This is a genomic window from Pseudomonas sp. MIACH, assembly GCF_001269925.1.
Lineage (GTDB): Bacteria > Pseudomonadota > Gammaproteobacteria > Pseudomonadales > Pseudomonadaceae > Aquipseudomonas.
This window is the reverse complement of record NZ_LHVO01000064.1, coordinates 76,935-100,500: the sequence shown is the minus strand read 5'-3', so window position 1 is coordinate 100,500 and position 23,566 is coordinate 76,935. Positions and strand designations below refer to the sequence as shown.

Genomic DNA, 23,566 nt, shown 5'->3' with positions numbered 1-23,566 from the left:
CTCTGTGTTTAAACCGCAACCAGTCGGACGCTGGCACCTTCGCCAACGCCCAGCGCCTCGGCCGCTGCCAGGTCCAGGGTCACTGGCTTGCCGGGCGCGTAGTCCAGCTCCAGCATCACCGCGCGGTAATCCTGCAGCTGCGCGTTGCTCACCAGGTACTGGCGGCCGACACCCTTGACCATCTCGCCGATCTTCACCGGCACCACGCGGCTCTGGGCGATCGAGCGAATGCCCGAGACCCGTGCGTGCAGCGTTGGGCCGCCGTCGAAGATGTCGATGTAGTGGTCAGTCTCGAAGCCTTCGCGCATCAGGATGTCGAAGGTGATCTGGGCACGCGGGTGCACCTGGCCCATGGCTTCCTGGGCTTCGTCAGGCAGCAGCGGCACGTAGATCGGGTAATGCGGCATCAGCTCGGCGAGGAACGTCCGGCTTTTCAGCCCGCACAGGCGCTCGGCGGCGGCGTAGTTGAGGTCGAAGAAGTTGCGGCCGATGGCGTCCCAGAACGGCGAATCGCCGTTCTCGTCGCTGTAGCCGACAATCTCGGTCACCACCGAGTCGGCAAAGCGCTCGGGGTGGCTGGCGACGAACAGCAGGCGGCCACGGGAATTGAGTTCCGACCACGGAGAACCGACCAGCTCCGGCACCACGTAGAAGCTAGTGAGCAGGCTGTTGCCGGTGAGGTCGTGGCACTGGGAAAGCACGTGAATCTTGTTGTGGATCTTCAGCTCGCGGGAGGCGTGCACGAAGGTCTCGTTACGAAAACTGTAGAAAGGCTCCGAGTAACCGGCCGAGGCAACGATGGCCGAGCAGCCCGCGAGCTTGCCGGTCTCGGTGTCTTCGAGCACGAAGAAATAGCTTTCTTCGCCGTTGAAACTCACCTCGGCCGCGAAGGACGCTTCGCTGGCGGCGATCTTGTCGCTCAGGCGTTCCACATCATCCGGCAAGGAGGTGACACCAATCGGGCTGTCCGCAGCCAGACGCTGTACCTCGCCCAGATCAGCCATTTGCGCGGGGCGCATCACCAGCATGGTGTCACTCCTTAACTCTAGAACTCACAGGAAAAAAAATACCGAACAGGTCAGGAACACCACATATCTTTTCATGTGGGGCATATTCCAGTGTGGGAGGGGGCTTGCCCCCGATAGCGGTGTATCAGTCACCAGATGCATCAACTGACAGATTGCTATCGGGGGCAAGCCCCCTCCCACATTTTTGACCCAGTCCAGCCGGCAGAAGGTGTCGCTATCAGGCTTGGGTCAACGTTTTTACCGCACGCTCGAAGCGATCCAGGCCTTCGTTGATGTCCGCGTCTTCCACCACCAGGCTCGGGGCAAAACGCACCACGTCCGGGCCGGCTTGCAGGATCATCAGGTTTTCTTTCTCGGCCGCGTTGAACACGTCCTTGGCCTTGCCTTTGAACGCATCGCTCAATACGCAACCGATCAACAGGCCCATGCCGCGCACTTCGGTGAAGATGCCGTATTGCTTGCCGATCTGCTCCAGGCGCGCCTTGAACAGGTCGTGCTTGGCGTTGACGCCGGCCAGCACCTCAGGGGTGTTGATCACGTCGATGACCGCTTCGGCCACCGCACACGCCAGCGGGTTACCGCCGTAGGTGGTGCCGTGGGTGCCGACCACCAGGTGCTTGGCCAGGTCTTCACGGGTGAGCATCGCCGCGATCGGGAAACCGCCGCCCAGGCTCTTGGCGCTGGTGAGGATGTCGGGCACCACGCCGTAGTGCTGGTAGGCAAACAGGTGGCCGCTGCGGCCCATGCCGGTCTGCACTTCGTCGAACACCAGCAGCGCATTGTTGGCGTCACAGAGTTCGCGGGCACCTTGCAGGTAAGCCAGTTCGGCCGGCAGTACGCCGCCTTCGCCCTGGATCGGTTCCAGCACCACGGCGCAGGTCTTGTCCGACACGGCGGCTTTCAGCGCTTCCAGGTCGTTGTAGGGAACGTGGGTGATGCCGGTGATCTTAGGCCCGAAACCATCGGAGTATTTGGACTGGCCACCGACGTTAACGGTGAACAGGGTACGGCCGTGGAAGCTGTTCAGCGCGGCAATGATCTCGTACTTCTCGGTACCGAAACGGTCGAACGCCACGCGACGGGCCAGCTTGAACGCGGCCTCGTTGGCTTCGGCGCCGGAGTTGCAGAAGAACACGCGCTCGGCAAACGTGGCGTCGATCAGCTTATGGGCCAGGCGCAGGGCCGGCTCATTAGTGAAGACGTTGGAGACGTGCCACAGCTTGTTGGCCTGTTCGGTCAGTGCACCGACCAGCGCCGGGTGGGCGTGGCCCAATACGTTGACCGCGATGCCGCCGGCAAAATCGATCAGCTCACGACCCGCCTGATCCCACACGCGCGAACCTGCGCCACGCACGGGAATGAAGGCGGCAGGTGCATAGTTGGGAACCATGACTTGGTCGAAATCGGCACGTTGCACCGGGGCTTGCTCAACGGACATCGGAGTCTCCTGAAGAGGAACGCCTGCCTGAAACTGGCGGGCGATGCAGGGATTGTAAGGACAGTTTTCAGCGCGGCCTTGCCGCCAAGCGACAACTTCTTATAGCGCCAACCCCCGTTTTACGCGGGTTTACGCCAATGCGACAAATAGCGTCGCAATGGCGCAGTTTAAACGGATACTGGGGTTTTCGGCAGTCTGCAGAGCAGTGGCTCAATGGGTGCGACACATCACGTCGAGCGTGCACACCTCAACCGCGTTCGGACGGCACCGACGAGAGTTCGAACGGGCTGCTGCTGCGCCGCTGGTTGCGGTCTTCACGCGGGGTGGCGCCAAAGAAGTTGCGGTAGGCGCTGGAGAAGTGCGGCCCCGAGGAGAAACCGCAGGACAGGCCGATCTGGATGATCGACTTGCTGGTTTGCATCAGCATCTGGCGGGCCTTGTTCAGGCGCAGTTCCAGGTAGTACTGGCTGGGAACGCGGTTGAGGTATTGCTTGAAGATCCGCTCCAGTTGTCGTCGCGATACACACACGTGCTGGGCGATTTCGTCGGTGGTCAGCGGCTCTTCGATATTGGCTTCCATCAACAGCACGGCCTGGGTCAGCTTCGGATGGCTGGAGCCCAGGCGGTTTTGCAGCGGGATGCGCTGGCGCTCGCCGCCTTCGCGGATGCGCTCCACCACCAGTTCTTCCGACACCGCACCGGCCAGTTCGGCACCGTGGTCACGGGCCAGCACCGCCAGCAGCAGGTCGAGTACCGACATGCCGCCGCAGGCGGTCAGGCGATCCCGGTCCCAGTCGAACAGATGGCTGGTGGCGATCACCTTGGGGAAACGCTCGGCAAAATCATCCTGCCAGCGCCAGTGCACGGCGGCGCGGTAGCCGTCGAGCAGGCCGAGCTGGGCCAACGGGTACACACCAGCCGACAAACCACCGATCACACACCCGGCGCGCACCAGTTGCTTGAGGGCGGTGCTCAGTTGGGAGGCGATAACGGTGGGCGGCTCATCCGCCAGCAGGAACAATTTCTGCAAACCTTCCAGCTTGCCCGCCCACGGTTCGCCCGGCAGTTGCCAGGCGCCTTCGGTGGCCGGCTCTGCGAGCAGGAACGACAGCTCGTAGACCACGTCCGGATGCACCCGCTGAGCAACGCGCAAGGCCTCCTCAGCCAGCGCAAGCGTGAGTGCTTTTGTGCTGGGCCAAATCAGGAAACCAATTTTGTGGGCGGTCATGGAGTGCTATCCGAAGCGAGTAACAGTAATGAAGACAAAGGCCAATGCTAGCCCGTAAACCAACACAAAGCTTAAAAACGATGAAGACCTGCTTGCCTGTAGGAGCGAGCTTGCTCGCGAAAAACCTGAGAACACCAGGGGTATCAGGCTTCCCGCGTTATCGTTGACGATCTTCGCGAGCAAGCTCGCTCCTACAGGGGGGAGCAGCGGCCTTGATTATTTCAAGCTGCCGGACAGGAACTGCTGCAAGCGCTCGGACTGCGGGTTGACCAGCACTTCCCGCGGGTTGCCACGCTCTTCGACGATGCCTTTGTGCAAGAACACCAGCTGGTTCGACACTTCACGGGCAAAGCCCATTTCGTGGGTCACCACCACCATGGTGCGGCCTTCCTGGGCCAGGTCCTGCATGACCTTGAGCACTTCGCCGACCAGCTCCGGGTCCAGCGCGGAGGTGGGTTCGTCGAACAGCATCACCTCCGGTTCCATCGCCAGGGCACGAGCAATCGCCACGCGCTGCTGCTCGCCACCGGACATATGGCCAGGGAACGCATCCTTACGATGGCCCACACCGACTTTGGCCAGGTAGTGCTCGGCCTTTTCACGGGCGTCTTTTTTCGACATGCCCAGCACGTGCACCGGCGCTTCCATCACGTTTTCCAGCGCAGTCATATGCGACCACAGGTTGAAATGCTGGAACACCATCGACAGGCGCGAGCGCATGCGTTGCAGCTGTTTCGGGTCGGCGGCCTTCATGGCGCCGTCCTTGCTGGCCACCAGTTTCAGCTCTTCGTTATTGAGCAGGATCTTGCCGGCGTGGGGTTGCTCCAGCAGGTTGATGCAGCGCAAAAAAGTACTTTTGCCCGAACCACTGGAGCCGATGATGCTGATCACATCACCGGCCGCGGCGGCCAGGGACACACCTTTGAGCACTTCATGACTGCCATAGCGTTTATGCAGGTCTTGGACTTCAAGTTTGTACATGCGGTCGATTCTCACAAAAACAGGTGGTCAGTCGTTGAGCAAGCGCCCGTGACGCAGCGCTTCGCGCCCCGCCACCTTGGCCAGCCAGAAACCCGCTTGGGCATAACGTAGCCGTTCAACGGCAAACAACACCCCCGAGGTGCCCGCGCACATCGTGCTTACGCGGTCTTCCAGGGGATCAATCACTTCAAAAATCGGCTCGCCCTTCTCGATCCAGTCCCCGGCTTTACGCAGGTAACTGATCACCCCGGCGTGCGGCGCGAACAGCAATTCGGTGCCTTCGAAAGGCACGCCTTCGCACGGTTCGTGTTGCGGCGCCGGCCATTCGCCCTTGATCAGGCCTTGTTCGGCGAGAAACGCGAGAATGCCTTCGGCGTGGAAAATCGCTTCGTCACGGCCGGTGTCCGCTTGACCGCCCAACTCCAGGGTCGTCGCCAGGCAGGCCAGCGGGATCTGCGCGTCGGGGAAGGTCCGGGACAGACGCAGCCACGGCAACGAGCAAGCCTCATCAAACGAGCTGCCACCGGAATCTTCCGCAAGCAAACCGACTTTCACATTCAAGTGCGCCGACAACGAACGCCACTGCGGCCAGTGCTGGGGCAGCGCGTACATGTGCAGCGCGGCTTCGGCGTCGCAGTGCAGGTCAAGGACGATGTCGGCCGTGCACGCATGGCTCAGCAACAGGCGCTGCATGCCTTGCAACTGACTGCTCGGCTCGGGCAATGCGTTGAGCGCATCGGCCATCGCCTGGCGAATCATGCGCACGTTGGCGTGAGGGTCATCCCCCAGCTTGCCAGTGAGCAACTCGGCCACCGGCTCGCTCAACTCAACGAAATCGCGGTTGAAATTCTTGCCGCTGCCCACCTCGAAACGGCCCTGGTGGCTGCCTTGCAGCAACTGGCCCAGGCCCATCGGGTTGGCCACCGGCACCAACTCGATCACGCCGTTGAGGGCACCTTGCGCTTCAAGTTCGGCGAGGCGTTTTTTCAGCTCCCATGCGGCGCGCATACCGGGCAATTCATCAGCGTGCAGGCTGGCCTGGATATAGGCCTTGCGCTCGCCGCTGCCGAAACGGAACACGCTCAGCTGGCGCTCGCAGCCCAGGTGGCCCCAGGGCAACAGGTGATCGATACGTTCCATATCAGTGCTTCCGTGGAGCCAGGTAGCTCAGCCAGCGGCGCTCGGCCAACTTGAACAGGCGCACCAGGATAAAGGTCAGGCACAGGTAGAACACGCCGGCGGTGATGTAGGCTTCGAACGGCAGGTAGAACTGCGCGTTCACCGTGCGCGCGGCACCGGTGATGTCGATCAGGGTGACGATGGACGCAAGGCTGGTGGTCTGCAGCATCATGATCACTTCGTTGCTGTACTGCGGCAGCGCGCGGCGCAGGGCCGACGGCAGCAGGATGCGGCGGTACAGCTTGTAGCGCGACATGCCCATGGCCTTGGCCGCTTCGATCTCGCCATTGGGGGTGGCCTTGAGGCTACCGGCAATGATCTCGGCGGTGTAGGCGCTGGTGTTGATCGCAAAGGCCAGGCACGCGCAGAAGGTCGCGCTGGACAGCAGCGGCCACAGGAAGCTCTCGCGCACCGCTTCGAATTGCGCCAGGCCGTAGTAGATCAGGAACAGCTGCACCAGCATCGGCGTGCCGCGGATCACGTAGGTGTAGAGCCAGGCCACACCGTTCACGACCGGTTGCTTGGACACACGCATCAAGCCCAGGGGCAAGGCGGCGAGCAGGCCGAAGAACAGCGAGATGGCGAGCAATTTCAGGGTGGTCAGCAGGCCGCCAAGGTACAGCGGCATGGCCTCCCAGATGACGTTGTAGTCGAAGATCATAGATCAGCCGCCCTTACGCCTACCGAGTAGCGCTTCTCAAGATGACGCAGGGCCAGCAACGACACGCTGGTGATCACCAGGTACATCGCCGCCACTGCGAGGAAGAAGGTAAAAGGTTCGCGGGTGGCATCAGCCGCCTGCTTGGCCTTGAACATCATGTCTTGCAGGCCCACCACCGAGATCAGCGCGGTGGCCTTGGTGAGTACCAGCCAGTTGTTGGTAAACCCGGGGATCGCCAGCCGGATCATCTGCGGCACCATCACCCGGAAAAACACCTGGAAGCTGCTCATGCCATACGCAAGGCCGGCTTCGGACTGGCCCTTGGGGATGGCCATGAAGGCGCCACGGAAGGTTTCCGACAGGTAGGCGCCAAAGATGAAACCCAGGGTACCGATACCGGCGGCCAAGGGGTTCAAGTCGATATAGTCGTCATAGCCGAGCATCGGCGCGACGCGGTTAAGCAGGTCCTGACCACCGTAGAAAATCAGCAGGATCAGCACCAGGTCGGGGATCCCGCGGATCACCGTAGAGTACAAGTCACCCAGCCAGGCCAACCAGCGCACCGGCGACAGGCGTAACGCGACCCCGATCAGACCCAGAACAATGGCCAAGGCCATGGACGACAAGGCGAGCTGAAGCGTCAACCATGCGCCATCGAGGATGACGGCCCCGTAGCCTTTCAACATGATTCAGGTCCTCGAAAAGGGGGATGAAAAAATGGCGCAAACCGCAGGAATTCTGTTGCTTGCGCCATTTCGAACAGTCAGCTAGGACGATTTACTTGGCTTCAGGGCCGTAAATATCGAAGTTGAAGTACTTTTTCTCGATTTCTTTGTACTTGCCATTGGCACGGATCGCGGCGATGGCAGCGTTGATACGGTCCAGGTTTTCCTTATCGCCTTTGCGCACGGCGATGCCTATGCCGTCGCCGAAGTACTTGGCGTCGGTGAACGCCGGGCCGGTGAACGCATAGCCTTTACCGGCTGGCGTATCGAGGAAACCTTCCTGCAACAGGGTGGCGTCGGCCACGGTGCCGTCGAGGCGACCCGCTTCCACGTCGAGGTAGATTTCGTTCTGCGAGCCATAAGGAACAATGGTGGCGCCTTTAGGTGCGAGGACTTCCTTGGCGAAACGGTCGTGGATCGAACCACGCTGCACGCCGATCTTCTTGCCTTTGAGTTCATCCAGGCTGTCGCTGACCGCAGTGCCTTCCTTCAACACCAGGCGCGCCGGGGTCAGGTAGTAGCGGTTGGTGAAGTCCACGGACTTCTTGCGATCTTCGGTAATGGACATGGACGACAGGATCGCGTCGATCTTGCGCACTTTCAAAGCCGGGATCAGGCCGTCGAACTCTTGCTCGACCCAGGTGCACTTGACCTTCATCTCTTCGCACAGGGCGTTGCCGATGTCGTAGTCAAACCCGACGATGCTGCCATCCGGCGCCTTCGAGGCAAACGGAGGGTAAGCCGCTTCGATACCAATTTTCAGAGGCTTGCCTTCAGCGAAAGCCTGCATGGACAGCACGGACAGCGCCAGGGCGCCCAACAGCACGAGTTTCTTCATCTTGGGACTCCATCGGTATAGGGCAAAACAGCAGTATGAGCCATGGCCCACGATGCGACTGAGTGAAACCGAATAGCGGTGCTGCGTCCTACACCAATTCAACACTGGAGACGACGAGCGAGTGATCGGCATTCTAACGACAGGCCGGAAGCCGATATTTCCTCAATGCGACAACAATTTACAGAAGCACTGAGAAAGCGGTTCCAGCACATTGACAGCCTCTGGTTTTTATGCAGAGGCAAAAGACATTAAACCTGTAGACGCTGCAAATTGCGGGCCTATTATTCGCAAACCCTTCTGGGACGGCAAGTGTGGCGTTTAATCTTATTTCCGGGGGTGTCTAAAGCGCGGTTTTTCGGGGCATAAGCGTAGCCCTTTGCCTCATGTTTGGGCGAGAGGTTACACATTTGTGCCACTCGGTAACATTCAGAAACCTCCTACGCAAAAAACCGATATTTATTTGACTGGTGGTCATGCGGATCTGTCAGCTCCTCCCCCATACCCACATTGGATCTCCACCGATTTCACTCACAAAAAAGCCCCACTCGGCTCACACCGAATGGGGCTTTGTCTGACCAGCCCGCCTTACGCGACGTTCATGGTCTTGTGTGTCTCAATCAAATGCGCCACTACCCCTGGGTCCGCCAGGGTGGAAATATCGCCCAAGCCGTCGTACTCGGCCGTGGCAATCTTGCGCAGGATGCGACGCATGATTTTCCCCGAGCGCGTCTTCGGCAAGCCAGGTGCCCACTGGATCACGTCCGGCGAGGCAATCGGCCCGATTTCCTTGCGCACCCAGTTCTTCAGCTCCAGGCGCAGGGCTTCGGTGGGTTCTTCGCCATTCTTCAGGGTCACGTACACATAGATGCCCTGGCCCTTGATGTCGTGCGGCACACCCACCACCGCCGCTTCGGCGACTTTAGGGTGGGCAACCATGGCGCTTTCGATCTCGGCGGTGCCCATGCGGTGGCCGGATACGTTCAACACGTCATCCACACGGCCGGTGATCCACCAGTAGCCGTCTTCATCGCGACGCGCGCCGTCACCGGTGAAGTACATGCCACGGAAGGTCTTGAAGTACGTGTCGACAAACCGGTCATGGTCGCCGTACAGGGTACGGGCCTGGCCTGGCCACGAGTCGAGAATCACCAGGTTGCCTTCGGCGGCGCCTTCGATGATGTTGCCCAGATTGTCCACCAGCGCAGGCACCACACCGAAGAACGGCCGTGCGGCAGAACCCGGTTTGAGCGCATGGGCGCCCGGCAGCGGGCTCATCAGGGTGGCGCCGGTTTCGGTCTGCCACCAGGTGTCGACGATCGGGCAACGGGATTGGCCGACGTTCTTGTAGTACCAGTCCCACGCTTCCGGGTTGATCGGCTCACCCACCGACCCCAACAGGCGCAGGCTGCTGCCATCGACGCCTTCGCAGGCAGCGGTGCCGGAAGCCATCATCGCGCGGATCGCGGTCGGGGCTGTGTAGAGGATATTGACCTTGTGCTTGTCGACGATCTTGCCCACCCGGGTGATGTCCGGATAGTTCGGCACGCCTTCGAACAGCAAGGTGGTCGCGCCATTGGCCAGCGGGCCGTAGACAATATAGGTATGGCCGGTGACCCAGCCGACGTCGGCGGTGCACCAGTAGATTTCGCCCGGGCGGTAGTCGAATACGCGCTCGTGGGTCAGGGCCGCATACAACAGGTAGCCGCCGGTGGTGTGCTGCACGCCTTTAGGCTTGCCGGTAGAGCCGGAGGTGTAGAGGATGAACAGCGCTTCTTCGGCGCCCATCTCTTTTGGCGCACACACGGTGCCCGCCACTTTCATCAGGTCTTCGTACCAGATGTCGCGATGCTGGTTCCACTTGATCGAACCATTGGTGCGCTTGCACACGATGACCTTCTGGATACTGCTGGTTTCCGGGTTGGTCAGCGCGTCGTCGACGTTGGCTTTCAGCGGAATTTTCTTACCCGCGCGAATGCCTTCATCGGCAGTGATCACCACCTTCGACTTACAGTCGATGATGCGACCGGCCAGGGCCTCCGGCGAGAAGCCGCCGAACACCACGGAATGGATCGCACCGATGCGGGTACACGCCAGCATGGCGACCACGGCTTCGGGGATCATCGGCATATAGATAGTCACCACGTCGCCGCGGTGCACATCCTGGCCGCGCAGGGCGTTGGCGAACTTGCAGACTTCTTCGTGCAACTCGCGGTAGGTGATGGTGCGGCTCTCGGCCGGGTCATCGCCCTCCCAGATGATCGCCGCCTGGTCGCCGCGCTCGGCGAGGTGACGGTCCAGGCAGTTGTAGGAAACGTTCAGGGTGCCATCGGCGAACCACTTGATGTCGACATGGTGATCGTCGAAAGAGGTCTGCTTCACCGCGGTGAAAGGCTTGACCCAGTCAAGGCGCTTGGCTTGCTCGCGCCAGAAGCCATCGGGGTTGACCACCGACTGCTGGTACATGGCCTTGTAGGTCGCCTCGTCGGTCAGCGTGTTGGCTGCTACTTCGGGGCGAACGGGGTACAGGGAAGCCGCACTCATCTTTCTTACCTCGGTGACATAGTTGTTGTTGTATGGCCCAGTTGTAGCCGGGGTGGGCCTATAGAACCATTCGACGATGGTAGTAACAAGACCCTACAAAATGCCCTGCTATCCCCCTTTGCCGCTCTGGCCCGCAGCCTGCGGGGCTTTGCGGCTGTGTGAAAAAACCTTTACCAGGCGATTGTTACAAAAACCGCCAATAGTCTTTATCAAAAGTACGGGTATATGAATATAACCCGCAGGCCTAGAATTACTTCCGCCAACCAAGGCACATTGATTAACACAGCAGTGATTAACAACGTAACAGCCCCCACGAAGGCACGTTAATCCGCACTAACCAACCCTAAGTTACACACGTGGCCTCACAAGGGCCCCGTGACCCCTTTCGCCCTGAAGAAGGTAAGTAAAGAAATGAAAGCTCTCGTAGTTATGGCCCTCAGCAGCTTGTGCGCCACCGCCGCCCTGGCCGACGAGGCCCCGACCGAGCTGGCCGGCCACAACGCCCCGATTGTTGAAGATTACACCTACAGCACCAAACTGGACGTCGCCAAAGTATTGTCCATGAGCAATATCCCGGAAGTCTGCGAAGTTGTACCGGTAAAGATGGAATATGAAGACTCCCAAGGTCAGCGTCATATCCTTAATTACCATGTCATGGGTAATGGTTGCTCTAACGGATAATAACTTCGTTAGTTAGACAGACCCGGATCTTATTCGCCGCAAGAAATCGTTCTTGCGGCAAAGAACCGGTCCTCCCTTCCCGCCCTCAAAAAGCCCTCCCCTCTTCCCCACAATAAATAGCCCACCGCCCGTCAAAAATTTCCTACCCCATCAAACCCCCGCAAACCCTCACTCTGGCTCAAATAGCCGCCTTTTTGTCTCTGATCCGAGACCATCCGCCGCAACACAAAGCCGAATTTTTCCCTATAATGCGCGGGTAAATCGGGCCTGCAATATCCCTTTACACAGGGACGAAGAGCCAGACCTTGAGCCTGCGCTGGAGCATGCACCTGTCGCTCCGCCCCTCAAGCCTCAAGCAGAGCACCGTTACCCAATTCCGTTTATTTGCCTGCGCGAGCTGTTGCAACAAACGATTCCTTAAGATCCACCGCGGCCCGAGGGCCGTGTGAACACCCAACCATCCGGTTTCACACGGGCACCTTTGAGCCCTCACGCAGGAGACGACACGTCATGCTGAGCTGGGACGAATTCGACAAAGAAGAAGACGGCGAAGTAGCCACCAAAGGCGCCAACGCCGGCCACGCCACCGAAGCCAACATGGACCGCCTCGACGGTGCCGGCGCCGCCGCCGCCATCGAAGCCCGCGCCGTCACCGCCAGTGACTCCGCCGCCATCGTGCGCGCCAAGGCTGCCCTGGACAAACTCGACGTCGCCGAAGGCCTCGCCGAACTTGAAGGCGCCTCCGCCCGCGTCGCCGTTGACGAAAAGCGCATGATCAACTGCCGCGCCGACCTCAACCAACTCGTACCCTTCAAGTACGACTGGGCCTGGCAGAAATACCTCGACGGCTGCGCCAACCACTGGATGCCGCAAGAGGTCAACATGACCGCCGACATCGCCCTGTGGAAAAACCCCGAAGGCCTGACCGACGACGAACGCCGCATCGTCATGCGCAACCTCGGCTTCTTCTCCACGGCGGATTCGTTGGTCGCCAACAACCTGGTCCTGGCCGTGTACCGCCTGATCACCAACCCGGAGTGCCGCCAGTACATCCTGCGCCAGGCCTTCGAAGAAGCGATCCACACCCACGCCTACCAGTACTGCATCGAATCGCTGGCCATGGATGAAGGCGAGATCTTCAACATGTACCACGAGATTCCATCGGTCGCCAAAAAGGCAGCCTGGGGCCTGAAATACACCCGCTCGATCTCCGATCCGAAGTTCGAAACCGGCACCGTCGACACCGACAAGGAACTGCTGCGCAACCTGGTCGCCTACTACTGCGTACTGGAAGGCATCTTCTTCTACTGCGGCTTCACCCAGATCCTGTCCATGGGCCGCCGCAACAAAATGACCGGCGTGGCCGAGCAGTTCCAGTACATCCTGCGCGACGAGTCGATGCACCTGAACTTCGGTATCGACGTGATCAACCAGATCAAAATCGAAAACCCGCATTTGTGGGATGCCGAGATGAAGGAAGAAGCGACCCAGATGATCCTGCAAGGGACTCAGCTGGAGATTGAATATGCTCGCGACACGATGCCGCGTGGCGTGCTGGGGATGAACGCGGCGATGATGGAAGACTATTTGAAGTTCATCGCTAACCGTCGCCTGTCGCAGATTGGCTTGAAGGAAGAGTATCCGGGGACGACTAACCCGTTCCCTTGGATGAGCGAGATTATGGACTTGAAGAAAGAGAAGAATTTCTTTGAGACTCGGGTTATTGAGTATCAGACGGGTGGGGCGTTGAGCTGGGATTAATTTCCAAGTTAAGCAACCTTGAGAAGCCCTGACTTGTTCAGGGCTTTTTTATGCGCTCATGATCTGAATAGGAACTGTCTTACGCAAGGATCATCCACAAAATGATTGATGCGAACTTCGATACTGATAGCCTCGTCCGCCGGTGCCTAAGAAACGCCCAACGTAGCCGCTAGCCCTGATTGCACAGCAGAAATCCGCCTGATCTTTGGTCATGGGGACATGATGCTGCACTAAGGACAATGCCTGTTGGAGTTTCTTGAATCCGCTCTCTACGTTGGGCCCTGGCCCTCCTGAAAATCACGTAGAGGTCATAGGAAATGCCTAACCAATATCTGCTCGACTTACCGGCGGCCAAGAATGCAGTAATGCCTGAGCCGTCTATTGCCGTCGTGTTCACCAGACATCATCTTCCTCTACACGCCCTCCTTTTAGAAAACCAACCATGGTTTTGCGCGCGCGACCTCGGGCGCTTGATGGGTTACTGCTTGGATGATCGAACGACTCGTAAACTTGATGACGATCAACGGCAATACCTGAAGTTACTGTTCCACGGTCAACCGGAAGAAATGCTGATGATCAGCGAGTCCGGTGCATATGCACTGCTGGTCTATCACTACGCTCCAGAAAACAGACTGTTACGGAGCTGGCTTACTCATGAAGTCGTCCCGACTTTGCGCGACGAGCGTCAGCCCCGGACGGTGGAGCGACCGCTACTGAGCATGTTGGACTGGCCGGAGATGTCGCTGAACCTGCTGCATTGGCAGGATGAAGGCTGGATTCGCCTTCGAGATATGCCATATCTATTGGTCAATCGAACCTATCGGAAAGAGTCAGCAAGGACTCCGTGGTGGCGCAAGGTCACTCAACCTTTCCGAATGAAGCAGCGAATCTACTAAGGCGGACGACCGCCGAATCCTACCAATGCGTAGGAAATTTCGTAGACGCAATAATGGCTACTCAGTATCGTCCGAGGGTTTTCTACCCTCGGCGGCTGTATGGATACGCAAAAAGGTAATACCGGATGGAGCGATGAGGAGCTTGAAGCTTCCGTTGATGCTTATCTCAGGATGTTGAAGCTGGAGGACGCTGGCCAGCCATATAAAAAATCAGTCGAACATGAGCTTTTACGCGTCGGTGCGCTGAGCGCTAGGTCATCTGCGTCAGTCGACTATCGTATGCGCAATATTTCTGCCGTATTTGAGACGCTGAATCAGAAACCTATTGCTGGTTACACAGCTGCAAACAATGTCGGCTCGGGAATCGTCTCTCGTATCATTCGGATACTTGCGCAGCGGGGCATCGTTGAATCTCAAGACAACGCCCCAACGTTTGATGAAGGGCTACTGGAGCAGCGTGCTGCAAAGCTTCAAAGCAAACCTATCAAGACCAAGCCCGAAGGCATCGCGGCCCCCCAACAAGTCAGTACAACCAGTACATCCTACGTACGCGACCCGGAAGTACGGGCCTGGGTACGCCAGCAAGCGGCAGGTATTTGCGAGGGTTGTGGGTTGTTTGCGCCGTTTAATCTAGACGATGGCCAGCCATTCCTTGAAGTACATCACGTCAAGCACCTGGCCCAGAAGGGTTCGGATCGCATCACCAATGCTGTAGCCTTGTGCCCCAATTGCCATCAGCGTTGTCACCGGTCGAGTGACCGGGAGGCTTTCACCGAGGGGCTTTACGCCAAGGTCGGAAGATTGGCACGGGAGTAGACTCCTGCTGTCACACCTGATGCACGCTCAAAAAATACTAGATAGGACCGAGGCCAACCCGTGAACCCAGACATGCTCGAAGCCGGCCCTGTGGATGCCAAAGTACTCTCCGTCTTTGACTTCGACGGCACCCTGACCCACCACGACAGTTTCGTGCCCTTCCTCAAGTTTGCCTTTGGCACCGGCGAGTTTTATGGCCGGATGGTCAAACTGGCCGTGCCTGGGCTGCGCTTTTTGGTGCGGCAGATCAGCCGGGATGAGTTGAAGGCGCAGTTGATCCGCACCTTTATGACCGGGGTGGAGAAGGCGTGGGTGCAGCAGAAGGCCGAGGAGTATTGCCAGCGCAATTGGGCACGGTTGATGCGTCCGGCCGGGGTGCTGTCGGTGGAGCAGGAGCTGGGCTCGGGGGCGGTGGTGACGCTGTGTTCGGCGTCGCCGGCGTTGGTGCTGCAGCCGTTTGCCGATCGGCTTGGGATCAAGTTGATTGGCACTGAGCTTGAGGTGGTCGACGGGGTGTTGACCGGCAAGCTCACCGGGAATAACTGCCGGTGTGAGAATAAGGTGCTGCGGCTTGAAGCGGTGTATGGCGATTTGGGCGAGTATCGGCTGCGGGCCTGGGGCGATACGCGTGGGGATCGGGAGTTGTTAGCGGCGGCACAGGATGCGCATTTTCGGCATTTTCATGCGAAGAAGAAAAAGCGGGCTCGGTTGCAGCGGTGATGCGGCTGGTGGGGTTGGCGGGGGATCGAGGTGATCCCATCGCAGCCTCGCTAAAGCTCGACACCTCCCACATTTGACCTTTTTCAGCCCCTTGATCTGTGTTCGGCGAGTGGTTTATGTGGTGGCTTTGAGATTTACGCCCAGGGCAGTGGCAAAGGCTTTTACCAGCGGGCTTCTTGGCGCGTTGTGGCGCAGGATCAGGTTGAACGCGGTGCTCAGGTGAACATGATCCGGGCACAGTGCGCGCAGGCGCCCTTCCCTTACGAGCGATGCGGCGTAGTGCTCGGGCAGGAAGCCGATAAACCGGCCGGTCAGCACAAGGATGGCGACCGCTTCAACCTGCGAGGCTGAGGCGGGTTGCAGGTTCTTGCTGATATTTACGTGGGTTCCCGCTATTAATAGCGAAACCTCTCACGGACCCGAGCCCCATGAAATTCGACACGGCCTACAGCCTGAGTCTCGACGACAAGCTGTCGATCTATGACGTGCGAGACCTGAATTTCGACGAAACCAACACCTTCGACTCCGACAAGGACAGTTTCCTCTGTCCCAACGATGCCTGTCGCGCTGCCTTTGAAGCAGGCAATGTGCTGAGCACGTTCAACGCCAAGAACGTCAACTACCAGCGCACCCCGCACTTCAAAAACACACCGAGCACCCGGCATATCGACGGCTGCCGCTATGCCAGCCTCCACAAGGGTGCAGCAGGCGAAAACGACGATGAGCGTGAGGACAATTTCCCATCGGAATTTGTCCTGACCCGTCGTACGTACGAGCGTAAAACCGCGGTGGTCGGCACCGAGGGATTGGTCCCACAAGATTCAGCGAAAACACCTTCAAGCCGCAGCGGCGAATCTGTCAGTTCGAGCGACACCACCCCGGACAAGACCAGCGTGTTCGCCCACCCGGTGGAATGTTACGTGTCGAACATCGACGACAAGGAAAAGCTCAAAAGCATGCCGTTGAAGATCGGCGAGCACACCGCGACTTACTCGACGTTTTTCAAGAAGATCGAATACCTGCAAGACAACAAGGGTTTGATCTACTGGGGCAAGATCAAAGCGATCAAGGACTACACCAGCAGCTTTCGCATCGACTTCGAAAAGAAAGTATGGCTCGACAAAAAGCCCTACTCGGTCAACGTCTACCTGAGCAAAAAGCTCATCGAGAACTACCGCAAGCGCAAGGCGTTCCTGGAGCAGATCAGGGCGGCGGCGGACAGTGAACGGGCGTTGTATTGTTTCTTCTATGGGGTCACGCCGGAATTGAAACAGGTGCCCAGCAAGAAGAACCCCGAGCAGACGTTCGGGGTGTTCAGCGCGAATATCGAGAACCTGGATCATCTGATCATTCGTGAGGCGCCGGGGTTGGAATAGCGGGTCGATAAAAATCCAGTTGATGAGCGGTCAAAACAACTGTACAAAAACACAGTATAGTTTGCCCTCCCCCGTCGAATCCTGGAGAAACCCCATGTCCTCTCTGGCAATGAGCTCTTTCGTAGAACAGCAGATCGTCCTGCATCAATTCACCGCCAAACACAGCGTACAGGCCCGCACGATGTTGGGCTGGAGCCGCGAAGAGCTGGCCCGCCAGGCGGGTGTGACGGTGGATGCCATCCAACAGTTTGAAAGCCAGGGCGACGTGGGTGATGAAACCCGTCTGGCATTGGCGTTTCGGTTGGAGGCTGAAGGGTTGGTATTTTTCCCGGGGTTTGCGCCGGGGTGGGGCATGAGCGTGCGGCGATTCACCACCTCCCCAACCGAACCCGCTGCCCCAAGTATTATTTCGCGGCTGATGGGCTCAACAGTGGCATCAATTGATTCACCAACGCCTCAGCCGAATGGTGCGTAGAGTCCAACCGGATCACCGGACAGGCCAGCGCCGCCAACCAGGTTTCATGCCGACGCAAGCTGCGTAGGCTGTGGTTGCCGTCGTCGTAACGTGCGGCCCAGGCCAGGAAGGCAACGCTGTTATCGTAGCGGCTGCCACCTTCCAGGATTTCAACCCCGTAGCGTTGCACTTCCCTCATGCGCAGGCGCTGCAGGCGTACCTGCGGGTGGAGGCGCAGGAACACCACGTGGGTGAACTGCGCGATCATCGGGTCGCCCCAGCCGCACAGTGAACCGGACAACACCCAGCCTTCCAGTCCGGCGGTCTGTTCCTGCAGCTGGCGGATGCGTTCATCCTTGGGCCGGGCAGCGCTGAAGGGAACCTCGGTTTGCTGCCAGTAGAAGTCGTCGGCATCGAAGTAAGCGACGTTCAGACGTTCTGCCAAGGCCCTGCCCAAGGTGCTAGTGCCTGCCCCAGCAGCACCGAGGATATGAATTTTATAGGCCATGGCTTCCCTCCATGGCAGTGAGTGTATATCCAGGAGGCGGCGGCCCTTGAGTTTGTAAACGCCAACAGCCGCCTATTGCTCAATGCCCGGTCCTGGAACCTGCCTTCGCGGCCTCCTCGTAGCCATGGGCTACGGCCAGCAGCGTAGGTTCGGTCCAGCGGGCACCAAAGAAGTATGCACTGCCCGGCACGCCGCGCTCGTCTTTGCCGGAAGGTACCGAGATCCCTGGATAACCGGCTACTGCGACCGCGAAATAGCTGTTCGTTTCAAAATCCGACACCACTGCATCAAGTGTTTCCCCGTCAATCAGCTCATCCACTGTGCTGCGGAAATCCTCGATAAGCGCGCCCCATAGCGGGTTGCGCTCCTCGGATGTCAGGGTGGATGCGTCGATTTCCTTGAGCAGCGGCTGGTGGTCGGTGTCGCTGCCATCGCGCTTTTCATTGAACGCGATCAACTCGGAAACTGACTTGACCGGCAACCCTGCGCGCTTGCCCAGGTAATCATTCAACTCGCTCTTCACATCAGCAAACAATAGCTCGCCATACCGTGATGCATCCGCCAACCGCACGTTCACCGGTACCAGCACTGCACCTTGTGCGCGAAGCACTTCCAGCGTTTTTTGAAATTGAGGGCTATTGTCCACCGGCAGGTTTTCGCCATTCGCGGAAAAGGTCGCGGGATAACCAATACGCTTATTCTTCAAGGCGCCAGGCTTGAGCAACGCTGTGTAGTCGATACCCTTGGGAGCATCCACATTGGCTGAATCCTGAGGATCGCTGCCCGACATGGCGTTGAGCAACAACGCGGCATCAAACACCGAGCGCGTCATCGGCCCCGGCGTGTCCTGTCGATGACTGGCAGGAATGATGCCGCTGCGGCTCAACAAACCCACGCTCGGCTTGAAACCAACCACTCCGTTAAACGCCGCCGGGACCATGATCGAGCCATTGGTTTCGGTGCCGACGGCCAAGGGCGCCAAACCAGCGGCGACCGCGACGGCTGAGCCCGAGCTTGACCCTCCCACCGGTGCATCCGCGTGATGGGGGTTGCGCGTTTGCCCGCCCCGCTGGCTGAAGCCGTCGGGGCTGCCGCGAAAGCCGGCCAGTTCGGTCAGGTTGGTTTTACCCAGGATCACTGCGCCTTGCTCACGCAGGCGTTCGACGATAAATGCGTCCTTGATCGCCGCAGCCCCCACCAATCCAAAGGCGCCTGCGCTGGTTTGCTGGGTGTCGCCCGTCTCGATATTGTCCTTGATGAGTACGGGAATGCCGTGCAGCGGTCCTCGCACCTTGCCGCTGGCGCGTTCGCGATCCAGCTCGCGAGCAATCTCCAGCGCTTGAGGGTTGAGTTCGATGATGGCGTTTAATCCAGGGTCGCGTTTGCGAATGCGCGCCTGCAGGAAGGTGACCAGATCTTCCGATGTGAGCCCGCCTGGCCTGGCCATTTGTTCACTGAGCTCGTGAACACTGGCATATTCCGTTCCCGGCGGAACCGGTTTGGAGGTGTCGGCGGTCAACTGCCGCCCCATCCAAGACGCCGCGTGGCTGACAAACGCATTCACACCATAACCAATACCAAACATGAACCACCTCGGGGGAAGAGTAAGAAGTGACGAAGGACCACCATTGAGCGGTGCGCCAGTCTAAAAACTTCCCTCCCCCCTTCCAGCACGACGTCGGCAGTTCAACGCGTAGTATTGTTCAACACCCCAGGTAGCCCATGCTGTGCCTTCCTCAGGGAACTGGCATTGCGATAACCCTGGACCAGCGCCGCCAGCGATTCCTTCGACCATCGCGCCCCGTAGAACCACAACGTCGAGCCTTCATCGAGCGCCTCGCCAAACCGTGGGTAACCACTCCAGCACGCTCTATGGAACGCCGCACTTTCGCTGTCCGACACCAAGGCATCCAGCCGATATCGACTCACAAGCCCATCGATTTCATTTTGACTGTGCAGGTCGGGCGTGAGGTCTCTGTCGAGACGTTGTGCCGGCACGGGCAACAGTTGCACCCCCGCCCGTCGAAGAACATCCAGTGCTGCCATAAACGGCGCTCGGTGTTGAATCGGTTCGTGATCATCGCCACGTCCATATCGGTCGGCATAACCCACGCGCCTGCCGGCCAGCGTCTGTGTGACGCTAAAGGGGTTGTTGTTCTGCACCATGGGCACCTCCACCATCACCGGAGCCTGGGGTTCGATACCGCTCAAGGCAATCAGCGTCAACGAGGGATCACGCATGGGTTTTATGGGAAGTGCCGGTGCGTTATACCCGGGGATCAGGACACCACCGTTGGAATAGGTTTGAAGGCGGGGATGGACATCAAACTCGATACTGCGGGGGGGCGATTGATCGGAGCAGGGGCGGTGGCCTGCTGGCTCCGGGCAGTTCATCTCCAAGAGCGAAGACAGAGGCTGGCCCACCTGGCAAACCGCCCCCGTTCGCAAGTATTTGCTGCTTTTGCTTTCCATCAGAACGCCCCCCTGAAATCACTATCCAGGGATCATCGCATCCTTCGCCAGAGCCTGTCGCAGAGCGGAAACAGCTTGCAAACTCCTTTTCTCCGCGGCTCTGCGCCATCAGCTCACGAGGTGCTCTTGCGCTTGCTGGGTTTCCACTTCCAGCCACCATGCATACCCACGCTCAGGCTGATTCAAACTGAACGCCTGACCCATCGGCGGTGTGGTAATCGACACGTTGCGCTCCCACGCCAGCGCCATGATGCGGTCGAAGGGTTCGTGCCAGGCATGGAACGCCAGGTCGAAAGTACCGTTGTGGATCGGCAGCAGCCAGCGGCCCTTGAGGTCAATATGCGCTTGCAGGGTTTGCTCCGGCTGCATGTGCACATGGGGCCAGTCAACGTTGTAAGCACCGGTTTCCATCAACGTCAGATCGAACGGGCCATACTGTTCGCCGATGCGTTTGAAGCCATCGAAGTAACCAGTGTCGCCGCTGAAAAAGATCCGCCGCGCGCCGTCGATCATCACCCAGGAACACCATAGGGTCTGGTTGGCATCAAACAGCCCCCGCCCGGAAAAATGCTGGGCGGGTGTGGCCACGAAACGAATACCCTCCACCTCGGTGCCGTGCCACCAGTCCAGCTGGCGAACCTTGCTGGCCTCAACGCCCCACTTGACCAGAATGTCACCCACGCCAAGCGGCGCGAGAAAGTAACGGGTCTTGTCGGCCAATTGGACGACAGCCTTATGATCAAGATGGTCGTAGTGGTTGTGGGAAAGAATCACCGCCTCCAGGGGCGGCAGCTCTTCAAGACTGATAGGTGGCTGGTGGAAACGCTTGGGGCCGGCCCAACTGAATGGCGAGGCGCGCTCGGCGAACACCGGGTCGGTCAGCCAGAATTTACCGCGCATTTTCAGCAAGACAGTGGAATGCCCCAGACGAAAGACGCTGTGGTCAGGAGCTGCAAGCAGTTGTTCACGGGTCAGCGGTTGCACGGGGATAGCCCCCACCGGTCGCGTGGTGCGGGGCTTGTTGAACAGCATGTTCCAGAAAATACGCAACGTTTTGGCAAACCCGCCGTGTTGCACAGGGGCGTCGTTGCTGAAGTGCGCCTTGTCCCGTTCGGCAGGCTTGCGCGCTGAAGGCGCGCGGTCGACAGGGGGTGAAATGATGGCCATTACAGAGTGACTCCTACGGTCCGCTCATAAGTTACACTGCACAGTGTAGTTTCAAGATTGCAACAAAATCCGCAGCAAGTAAACTACCCAGTGTAATTTCCCCTCAAGAGCCGAACGCCATCCATGACTGCCCCTCAACGCCTCACCGACCGCAAACGCGAAGCCATCGTAGCAGCGGCTATCGCCGAGTTTCGGGCCAACGGTTTCGAGGTCACCAGCATGGACAAGATCGCCGCCACCGCCGGGGTTTCCAAACGCACGGTGTACAACCACTTTCCCAGCAAGGAAGAGTTGTTCGCCGAAATTCTCCACCAGCTCTGGGCCAGCAGCGTCGCCCAACTCGACGTCAGCTACGCCAGCGACCGCCCGTTGCGTGAACAGTTACGCGGGTTGCTGGAGGCAAAGATGAAGATGATGTCGGACACCAACTTCCTCGACCTCGCCCGGGTCGCCATCGCGGCCACCATCCATTCACCGGAACGTGCGCAAGACATGGTCACCCGCCTGAGCCAGCGCGAAGAAGGCTTTACCCAGTGGGTACGCGCCGCCCAGGAAGATGGCCGCCTCTCCTGCATCGACCCGGCGTTTGCCGCCCATCAGATCCAGAGCCTGCTCAAGGCCTTCGCATTCTGGCCGCAGATCACGTTGGGCCAGCCGACCCTGGATGCCGCCCACCAGGCCAGCGTCATTGAGTCAGCCATCGACCTGTTCCTTGCCGGCTACGAAGTCAGCGCCTCCCGCCCCCAGTAAAAACCATTGCAGGAGCGACATTCCTGGTCGCTTTTGACGCATTCGCCCTCTGTTTTGCGCAAATGGCCTGGAAGGCCACTGATTATTCCTACTCGAATAACTGACAATATTCACAGGACTTATCCGATCAACGGGTGATCCAGTGGCCACGAGCCGCCGTATATGTGAAAAACAGTTGAACCAGGAATTTATGGAAAACAGACGAGGCAAAGGGCTCTCATTTGCCAGGCGTATCTATCAGCCAAGGATCATCGGCCTGGGTGTCGGCAGCATCAGCGTCACCGGCGCCTTGTACCCCCTGGCCATGCCGGGCTGGGTCTGGGCGTTGTTGCTGCTCAATGGATTTGCCTGGGCGCACCTGGCTTACCAGTTATCCACCCGCTCGCAGTTCCCTTACCAGGCTGAACAGCGCAACTTCTTGTATGACTCGGTATTCGGCGGGTTCTGGGCCGCCGCCGCGCAGTTCACGCCGCTGACGGCCGTGACCATCCTGTCGATGATGACCATGAACAACGTCGCCGCCGGCGGCAGGCGCCTGTTCCTGCGTGGCCTGCTCGCACAAGGGCTAGGGGTCGGCGTGGCGTGGGCGCTGTTCGGCATCAAGTTCAACCCCGAGGTCAGCCTGCTGCAGGTCTACACCTGCCTGCCCATGCTGACCCTCTACCCCATGGCCATCGGCATGGTCTGTTATCAACTGGCAATCAAACTGTCGGAACATAAACGCGCCCTCAGTGCCCTGAGCCGCACCGACAGCCTTACCGGTCTGCTCAACCACGGCTCGTGGAAAGACCTGCTGCACCTCAAGTTCCACAAGTGCCAACAGCAGCAAAGCCACGCCACCATCGCGTTGATTGATATCGACCACTTCAAGCAGATCAACGATACCCACGGCCATATCGTCGGCGACACAGTGCTGCGGCAACTGAGCCTGGAACTGCGACGCAACCTGCGGGAAAACGACCTGGCCGGGCGTTACGGTGGCGACGAGTTCTGTGTGATTCTTCCGCAAATGCCCCTGGAGCAAGCGGCGCAGATCATGGAGCAGATGCGCGAAACATTCGGCAATTACCGCACCCCGCAAATACCGGAATTGCGCGTCAGCCTGAGCATCGGTTTGGCGGATTTCCAGCCGCGCTACACAGACGCAGCCATGTGGCTGAATGCGGCGGACCGGGCGCTCTATGCGGCCAAGGACACCGGGCGTAATCGGGTCAGCGTCAGTGACGACCGGATCGCCTGTTCCGCCTGAAGTTGTCTTACAACTTCTCGTCTGAATCTTCCTTCCAACGCCGTAGGCGATAGCATAATGCCTCCATTGGTCGCCTGCCCAAAAATGGTCCTGCCCA

The 23,566-nt window shown here is 59.0% G+C and carries 22 protein-coding genes and 1 pseudogene; 9 read left to right on the top strand and 14 right to left on the bottom strand.

Features of this window, described 5'->3' with window-relative positions; genetic code table 11:
* Positions 1–8 precede the first annotated feature (8 nt).
* The 9 genes from aruF to acs form a co-directional block, all read right to left on the bottom strand.
* The gene (gene aruF, locus AD670_RS28635; protein WP_003175655.1) at positions 9–1,028 is read right to left on the bottom strand and encodes an arginine/ornithine succinyltransferase subunit alpha; all 1,020 of its coding nucleotides are present in this window, start codon (positions 1,026–1,028) and stop codon (positions 9–11) included.
* Between the two features lie 217 nt (positions 1,029–1,245).
* Positions 1,246–2,466, bottom strand: a complete 1,221-nt coding sequence (locus AD670_RS28630) for an aspartate aminotransferase family protein (RefSeq protein ID WP_053140051.1) — start codon at positions 2,464–2,466, stop codon at positions 1,246–1,248.
* A gap of 247 nt (positions 2,467–2,713) precedes the next feature.
* Positions 2,714–3,694 carry a transcriptional regulator ArgR gene (gene argR, locus AD670_RS28625; RefSeq protein WP_053140049.1) on the bottom strand — a complete coding sequence of 327 codons (981 nt, stop codon included), beginning with the start codon at positions 3,692–3,694 and terminating at the stop codon, positions 2,714–2,716.
* Between the two features lie 216 nt (positions 3,695–3,910).
* Positions 3,911–4,675 carry an ABC transporter ATP-binding protein gene (locus AD670_RS28620; protein WP_053140048.1) on the bottom strand — a complete coding sequence of 255 codons (765 nt, stop codon included), beginning with the start codon at positions 4,673–4,675 and terminating at the stop codon, positions 3,911–3,913.
* A 27-nt stretch (positions 4,676–4,702) separates the two neighbouring features.
* On the bottom strand, positions 4,703–5,815 hold the full coding sequence (locus AD670_RS28615) for a succinylglutamate desuccinylase/aspartoacylase family protein (RefSeq protein ID WP_053140045.1): 1,113 nt from the start codon (positions 5,813–5,815) through the stop codon (positions 4,703–4,705).
* A 1-nt stretch (position 5,816) separates the two neighbouring features.
* The gene (locus AD670_RS28610; RefSeq protein ID WP_053140043.1) at positions 5,817–6,515 is read right to left on the bottom strand and encodes an ABC transporter permease; all 699 of its coding nucleotides are present in this window, start codon (positions 6,513–6,515) and stop codon (positions 5,817–5,819) included.
* On the bottom strand, positions 6,512–7,201 hold the full coding sequence (locus AD670_RS28605) for an ABC transporter permease (protein WP_053140041.1): 690 nt from the start codon (positions 7,199–7,201) through the stop codon (positions 6,512–6,514). The genes AD670_RS28610 and AD670_RS28605 overlap by 4 nt, the downstream gene beginning before the upstream one ends.
* Before the next feature lie 91 nt (positions 7,202–7,292).
* Complete coding sequence (locus tag AD670_RS28600; RefSeq protein ID WP_053140039.1) at positions 7,293–8,078, bottom strand: ABC transporter substrate-binding protein; 786 nt, start codon at positions 8,076–8,078, stop codon at positions 7,293–7,295.
* Positions 8,079–8,663: 585 nt separating this feature from the next.
* Positions 8,664–10,619 carry an acetate--CoA ligase gene (gene acs / locus AD670_RS28595; protein ID WP_053140037.1) on the bottom strand — a complete coding sequence of 652 codons (1,956 nt, stop codon included), beginning with the start codon at positions 10,617–10,619 and terminating at the stop codon, positions 8,664–8,666.
* 411 nt (positions 10,620–11,030) lie between these two features.
* Between acs and AD670_RS28590 the strand changes: the two genes are divergently transcribed.
* The 5 genes from AD670_RS28590 to AD670_RS28570 all read left to right on the top strand — a co-directional run bounded on the left by AD670_RS28590 (position 11,031) and on the right by AD670_RS28570 (position 15,493).
* A complete protein-coding gene (locus AD670_RS28590) occupies positions 11,031–11,300 on the top strand; it encodes a DUF2790 domain-containing protein (protein ID WP_053140035.1) in 270 nt (89 codons plus the stop codon).
* Positions 11,301–11,810: 510 nt separating this feature from the next.
* On the top strand, positions 11,811–13,061 hold the full coding sequence (locus tag AD670_RS28585) for a ribonucleotide-diphosphate reductase subunit beta (protein ID WP_024077017.1): 1,251 nt from the start codon (positions 11,811–11,813) through the stop codon (positions 13,059–13,061).
* A gap of 365 nt (positions 13,062–13,426) precedes the next feature.
* Positions 13,427–13,957, top strand: coding sequence for a Bro-N domain-containing protein (locus AD670_RS28580; RefSeq protein ID WP_371263207.1), 531 nt, complete (start codon positions 13,427–13,429; stop codon positions 13,955–13,957).
* Positions 13,958–14,056: 99 nt separating this feature from the next.
* Complete coding sequence (locus AD670_RS28575) at positions 14,057–14,773, top strand: HNH endonuclease (RefSeq protein WP_053140031.1); 717 nt, start codon at positions 14,057–14,059, stop codon at positions 14,771–14,773.
* A 72-nt stretch (positions 14,774–14,845) separates the two neighbouring features.
* On the top strand, positions 14,846–15,493 hold the full coding sequence (locus AD670_RS28570; protein WP_053140030.1) for an HAD-IB family hydrolase: 648 nt from the start codon (positions 14,846–14,848) through the stop codon (positions 15,491–15,493).
* A gap of 114 nt (positions 15,494–15,607) precedes the next feature.
* Here AD670_RS28570 and AD670_RS28565 read toward each other — a convergent pair.
* Positions 15,608–15,853, bottom strand: a pseudogene (locus AD670_RS28565) (LysR substrate-binding domain-containing protein); the annotation flags it as partial.
* Positions 15,854–15,921: 68 nt separating this feature from the next.
* On the opposite strand from AD670_RS28565, the gene AD670_RS28560 reads away from it, so the two are divergent.
* Positions 15,922–16,869 (top strand): hypothetical protein, encoded by a 948-nt coding sequence (locus tag AD670_RS28560; RefSeq protein ID WP_053140026.1) that lies wholly within the window; start codon positions 15,922–15,924, stop codon positions 16,867–16,869.
* A 94-nt stretch (positions 16,870–16,963) separates the two neighbouring features.
* Complete coding sequence (locus tag AD670_RS31270; protein WP_082341064.1) at positions 16,964–17,344, top strand: helix-turn-helix transcriptional regulator; 381 nt, start codon at positions 16,964–16,966, stop codon at positions 17,342–17,344.
* Here the strand turns inward: AD670_RS31270 and AD670_RS28555 are convergent.
* The 4 genes from AD670_RS28555 to AD670_RS28540 all read right to left on the bottom strand — a co-directional run bounded on the left by AD670_RS28555 (position 17,274) and on the right by AD670_RS28540 (position 21,470).
* On the bottom strand, positions 17,274–17,831 hold the full coding sequence (locus AD670_RS28555) for an AAA family ATPase (protein WP_053140025.1): 558 nt from the start codon (positions 17,829–17,831) through the stop codon (positions 17,274–17,276). The two genes, AD670_RS31270 and AD670_RS28555, sit on opposite strands and share 71 nt — an antisense overlap.
* A 79-nt stretch (positions 17,832–17,910) precedes the next feature.
* A complete protein-coding gene (locus AD670_RS28550) occupies positions 17,911–19,416 on the bottom strand; it encodes an amidase family protein (protein WP_053140023.1) in 1,506 nt (501 codons plus the stop codon).
* Between the two features lie 101 nt (positions 19,417–19,517).
* Complete coding sequence (locus tag AD670_RS28545; RefSeq protein WP_053140022.1) at positions 19,518–20,303, bottom strand: hypothetical protein; 786 nt, start codon at positions 20,301–20,303, stop codon at positions 19,518–19,520.
* A gap of 108 nt (positions 20,304–20,411) precedes the next feature.
* The gene (locus AD670_RS28540) at positions 20,412–21,470 is read right to left on the bottom strand and encodes an MBL fold metallo-hydrolase (protein WP_053140020.1); all 1,059 of its coding nucleotides are present in this window, start codon (positions 21,468–21,470) and stop codon (positions 20,412–20,414) included.
* 123 nt (positions 21,471–21,593) lie between these two features.
* On the opposite strand from AD670_RS28540, the gene AD670_RS28535 reads away from it, so the two are divergent.
* Both AD670_RS28535 and AD670_RS28530 read left to right on the top strand, forming a co-directional pair.
* Positions 21,594–22,220: a TetR/AcrR family transcriptional regulator gene (locus AD670_RS28535; RefSeq protein WP_053140019.1), complete on the top strand. Its 627-nt coding sequence runs from the start codon at positions 21,594–21,596 to the stop codon at positions 22,218–22,220.
* Positions 22,221–22,410: 190 nt separating this feature from the next.
* On the top strand, positions 22,411–23,469 hold the full coding sequence (locus AD670_RS28530; protein ID WP_053140018.1) for a diguanylate cyclase: 1,059 nt from the start codon (positions 22,411–22,413) through the stop codon (positions 23,467–23,469).
* Positions 23,470–23,566 lie beyond the last annotated feature (97 nt).

What these genes read in the sequence shown, in the direction of transcription:
- aruF (WP_003175655.1), bottom strand. Translation starts at nt 1,028, where the DNA reads ATGCTGGTGATGCGCCCCGCGCAAATGGCTGATCTGGGCGAGGTACAG.
- AD670_RS28630 (WP_053140051.1), bottom strand. Translation starts at nt 2,466, where the DNA reads ATGTCCGTTGAGCAAGCCCCGGTGCAACGTGCCGATTTCGACCAAGTC.
- argR (WP_053140049.1), bottom strand. Translation starts at nt 3,694, where the DNA reads ATGACCGCCCACAAAATTGGTTTCCTGATTTGGCCCAGCACAAAAGCA.
- AD670_RS28620 (WP_053140048.1), bottom strand. Translation starts at nt 4,675, where the DNA reads ATGTACAAACTTGAAGTCCAAGACCTGCATAAACGCTATGGCAGTCAT.
- AD670_RS28615 (WP_053140045.1), bottom strand. Translation starts at nt 5,815, where the DNA reads ATGGAACGTATCGATCACCTGTTGCCCTGGGGCCACCTGGGCTGCGAG.
- AD670_RS28610 (WP_053140043.1), bottom strand. Translation starts at nt 6,515, where the DNA reads ATGATCTTCGACTACAACGTCATCTGGGAGGCCATGCCGCTGTACCTT.
- AD670_RS28605 (WP_053140041.1), bottom strand. Translation starts at nt 7,201, where the DNA reads ATGTTGAAAGGCTACGGGGCCGTCATCCTCGATGGCGCATGGTTGACG.
- AD670_RS28600 (WP_053140039.1), bottom strand. Translation starts at nt 8,078, where the DNA reads ATGAAGAAACTCGTGCTGTTGGGCGCCCTGGCGCTGTCCGTGCTGTCC.
- acs (WP_053140037.1), bottom strand. Translation starts at nt 10,619, where the DNA reads ATGAGTGCGGCTTCCCTGTACCCCGTTCGCCCCGAAGTAGCAGCCAAC.
- AD670_RS28590 (WP_053140035.1), top strand. Translation starts at nt 11,031, where the DNA reads ATGAAAGCTCTCGTAGTTATGGCCCTCAGCAGCTTGTGCGCCACCGCC.
- AD670_RS28585 (WP_024077017.1), top strand. Translation starts at nt 11,811, where the DNA reads ATGCTGAGCTGGGACGAATTCGACAAAGAAGAAGACGGCGAAGTAGCC.
- AD670_RS28580 (WP_371263207.1), top strand. Translation starts at nt 13,427, where the DNA reads ATGCCTGAGCCGTCTATTGCCGTCGTGTTCACCAGACATCATCTTCCT.
- AD670_RS28575 (WP_053140031.1), top strand. Translation starts at nt 14,057, where the DNA reads ATGGATACGCAAAAAGGTAATACCGGATGGAGCGATGAGGAGCTTGAA.
- AD670_RS28570 (WP_053140030.1), top strand. Translation starts at nt 14,846, where the DNA reads ATGCTCGAAGCCGGCCCTGTGGATGCCAAAGTACTCTCCGTCTTTGAC.
- AD670_RS28560 (WP_053140026.1), top strand. Translation starts at nt 15,922, where the DNA reads ATGAAATTCGACACGGCCTACAGCCTGAGTCTCGACGACAAGCTGTCG.
- AD670_RS31270 (WP_082341064.1), top strand. Translation starts at nt 16,964, where the DNA reads ATGTCCTCTCTGGCAATGAGCTCTTTCGTAGAACAGCAGATCGTCCTG.
- AD670_RS28555 (WP_053140025.1), bottom strand. Translation starts at nt 17,831, where the DNA reads ATGGCCTATAAAATTCATATCCTCGGTGCTGCTGGGGCAGGCACTAGC.
- AD670_RS28550 (WP_053140023.1), bottom strand. Translation starts at nt 19,416, where the DNA reads ATGTTTGGTATTGGTTATGGTGTGAATGCGTTTGTCAGCCACGCGGCG.
- AD670_RS28545 (WP_053140022.1), bottom strand. Translation starts at nt 20,303, where the DNA reads ATGGAAAGCAAAAGCAGCAAATACTTGCGAACGGGGGCGGTTTGCCAG.
- AD670_RS28540 (WP_053140020.1), bottom strand. Translation starts at nt 21,470, where the DNA reads ATGGCCATCATTTCACCCCCTGTCGACCGCGCGCCTTCAGCGCGCAAG.
- AD670_RS28535 (WP_053140019.1), top strand. Translation starts at nt 21,594, where the DNA reads ATGACTGCCCCTCAACGCCTCACCGACCGCAAACGCGAAGCCATCGTA.
- AD670_RS28530 (WP_053140018.1), top strand. Translation starts at nt 22,411, where the DNA reads ATGGAAAACAGACGAGGCAAAGGGCTCTCATTTGCCAGGCGTATCTAT.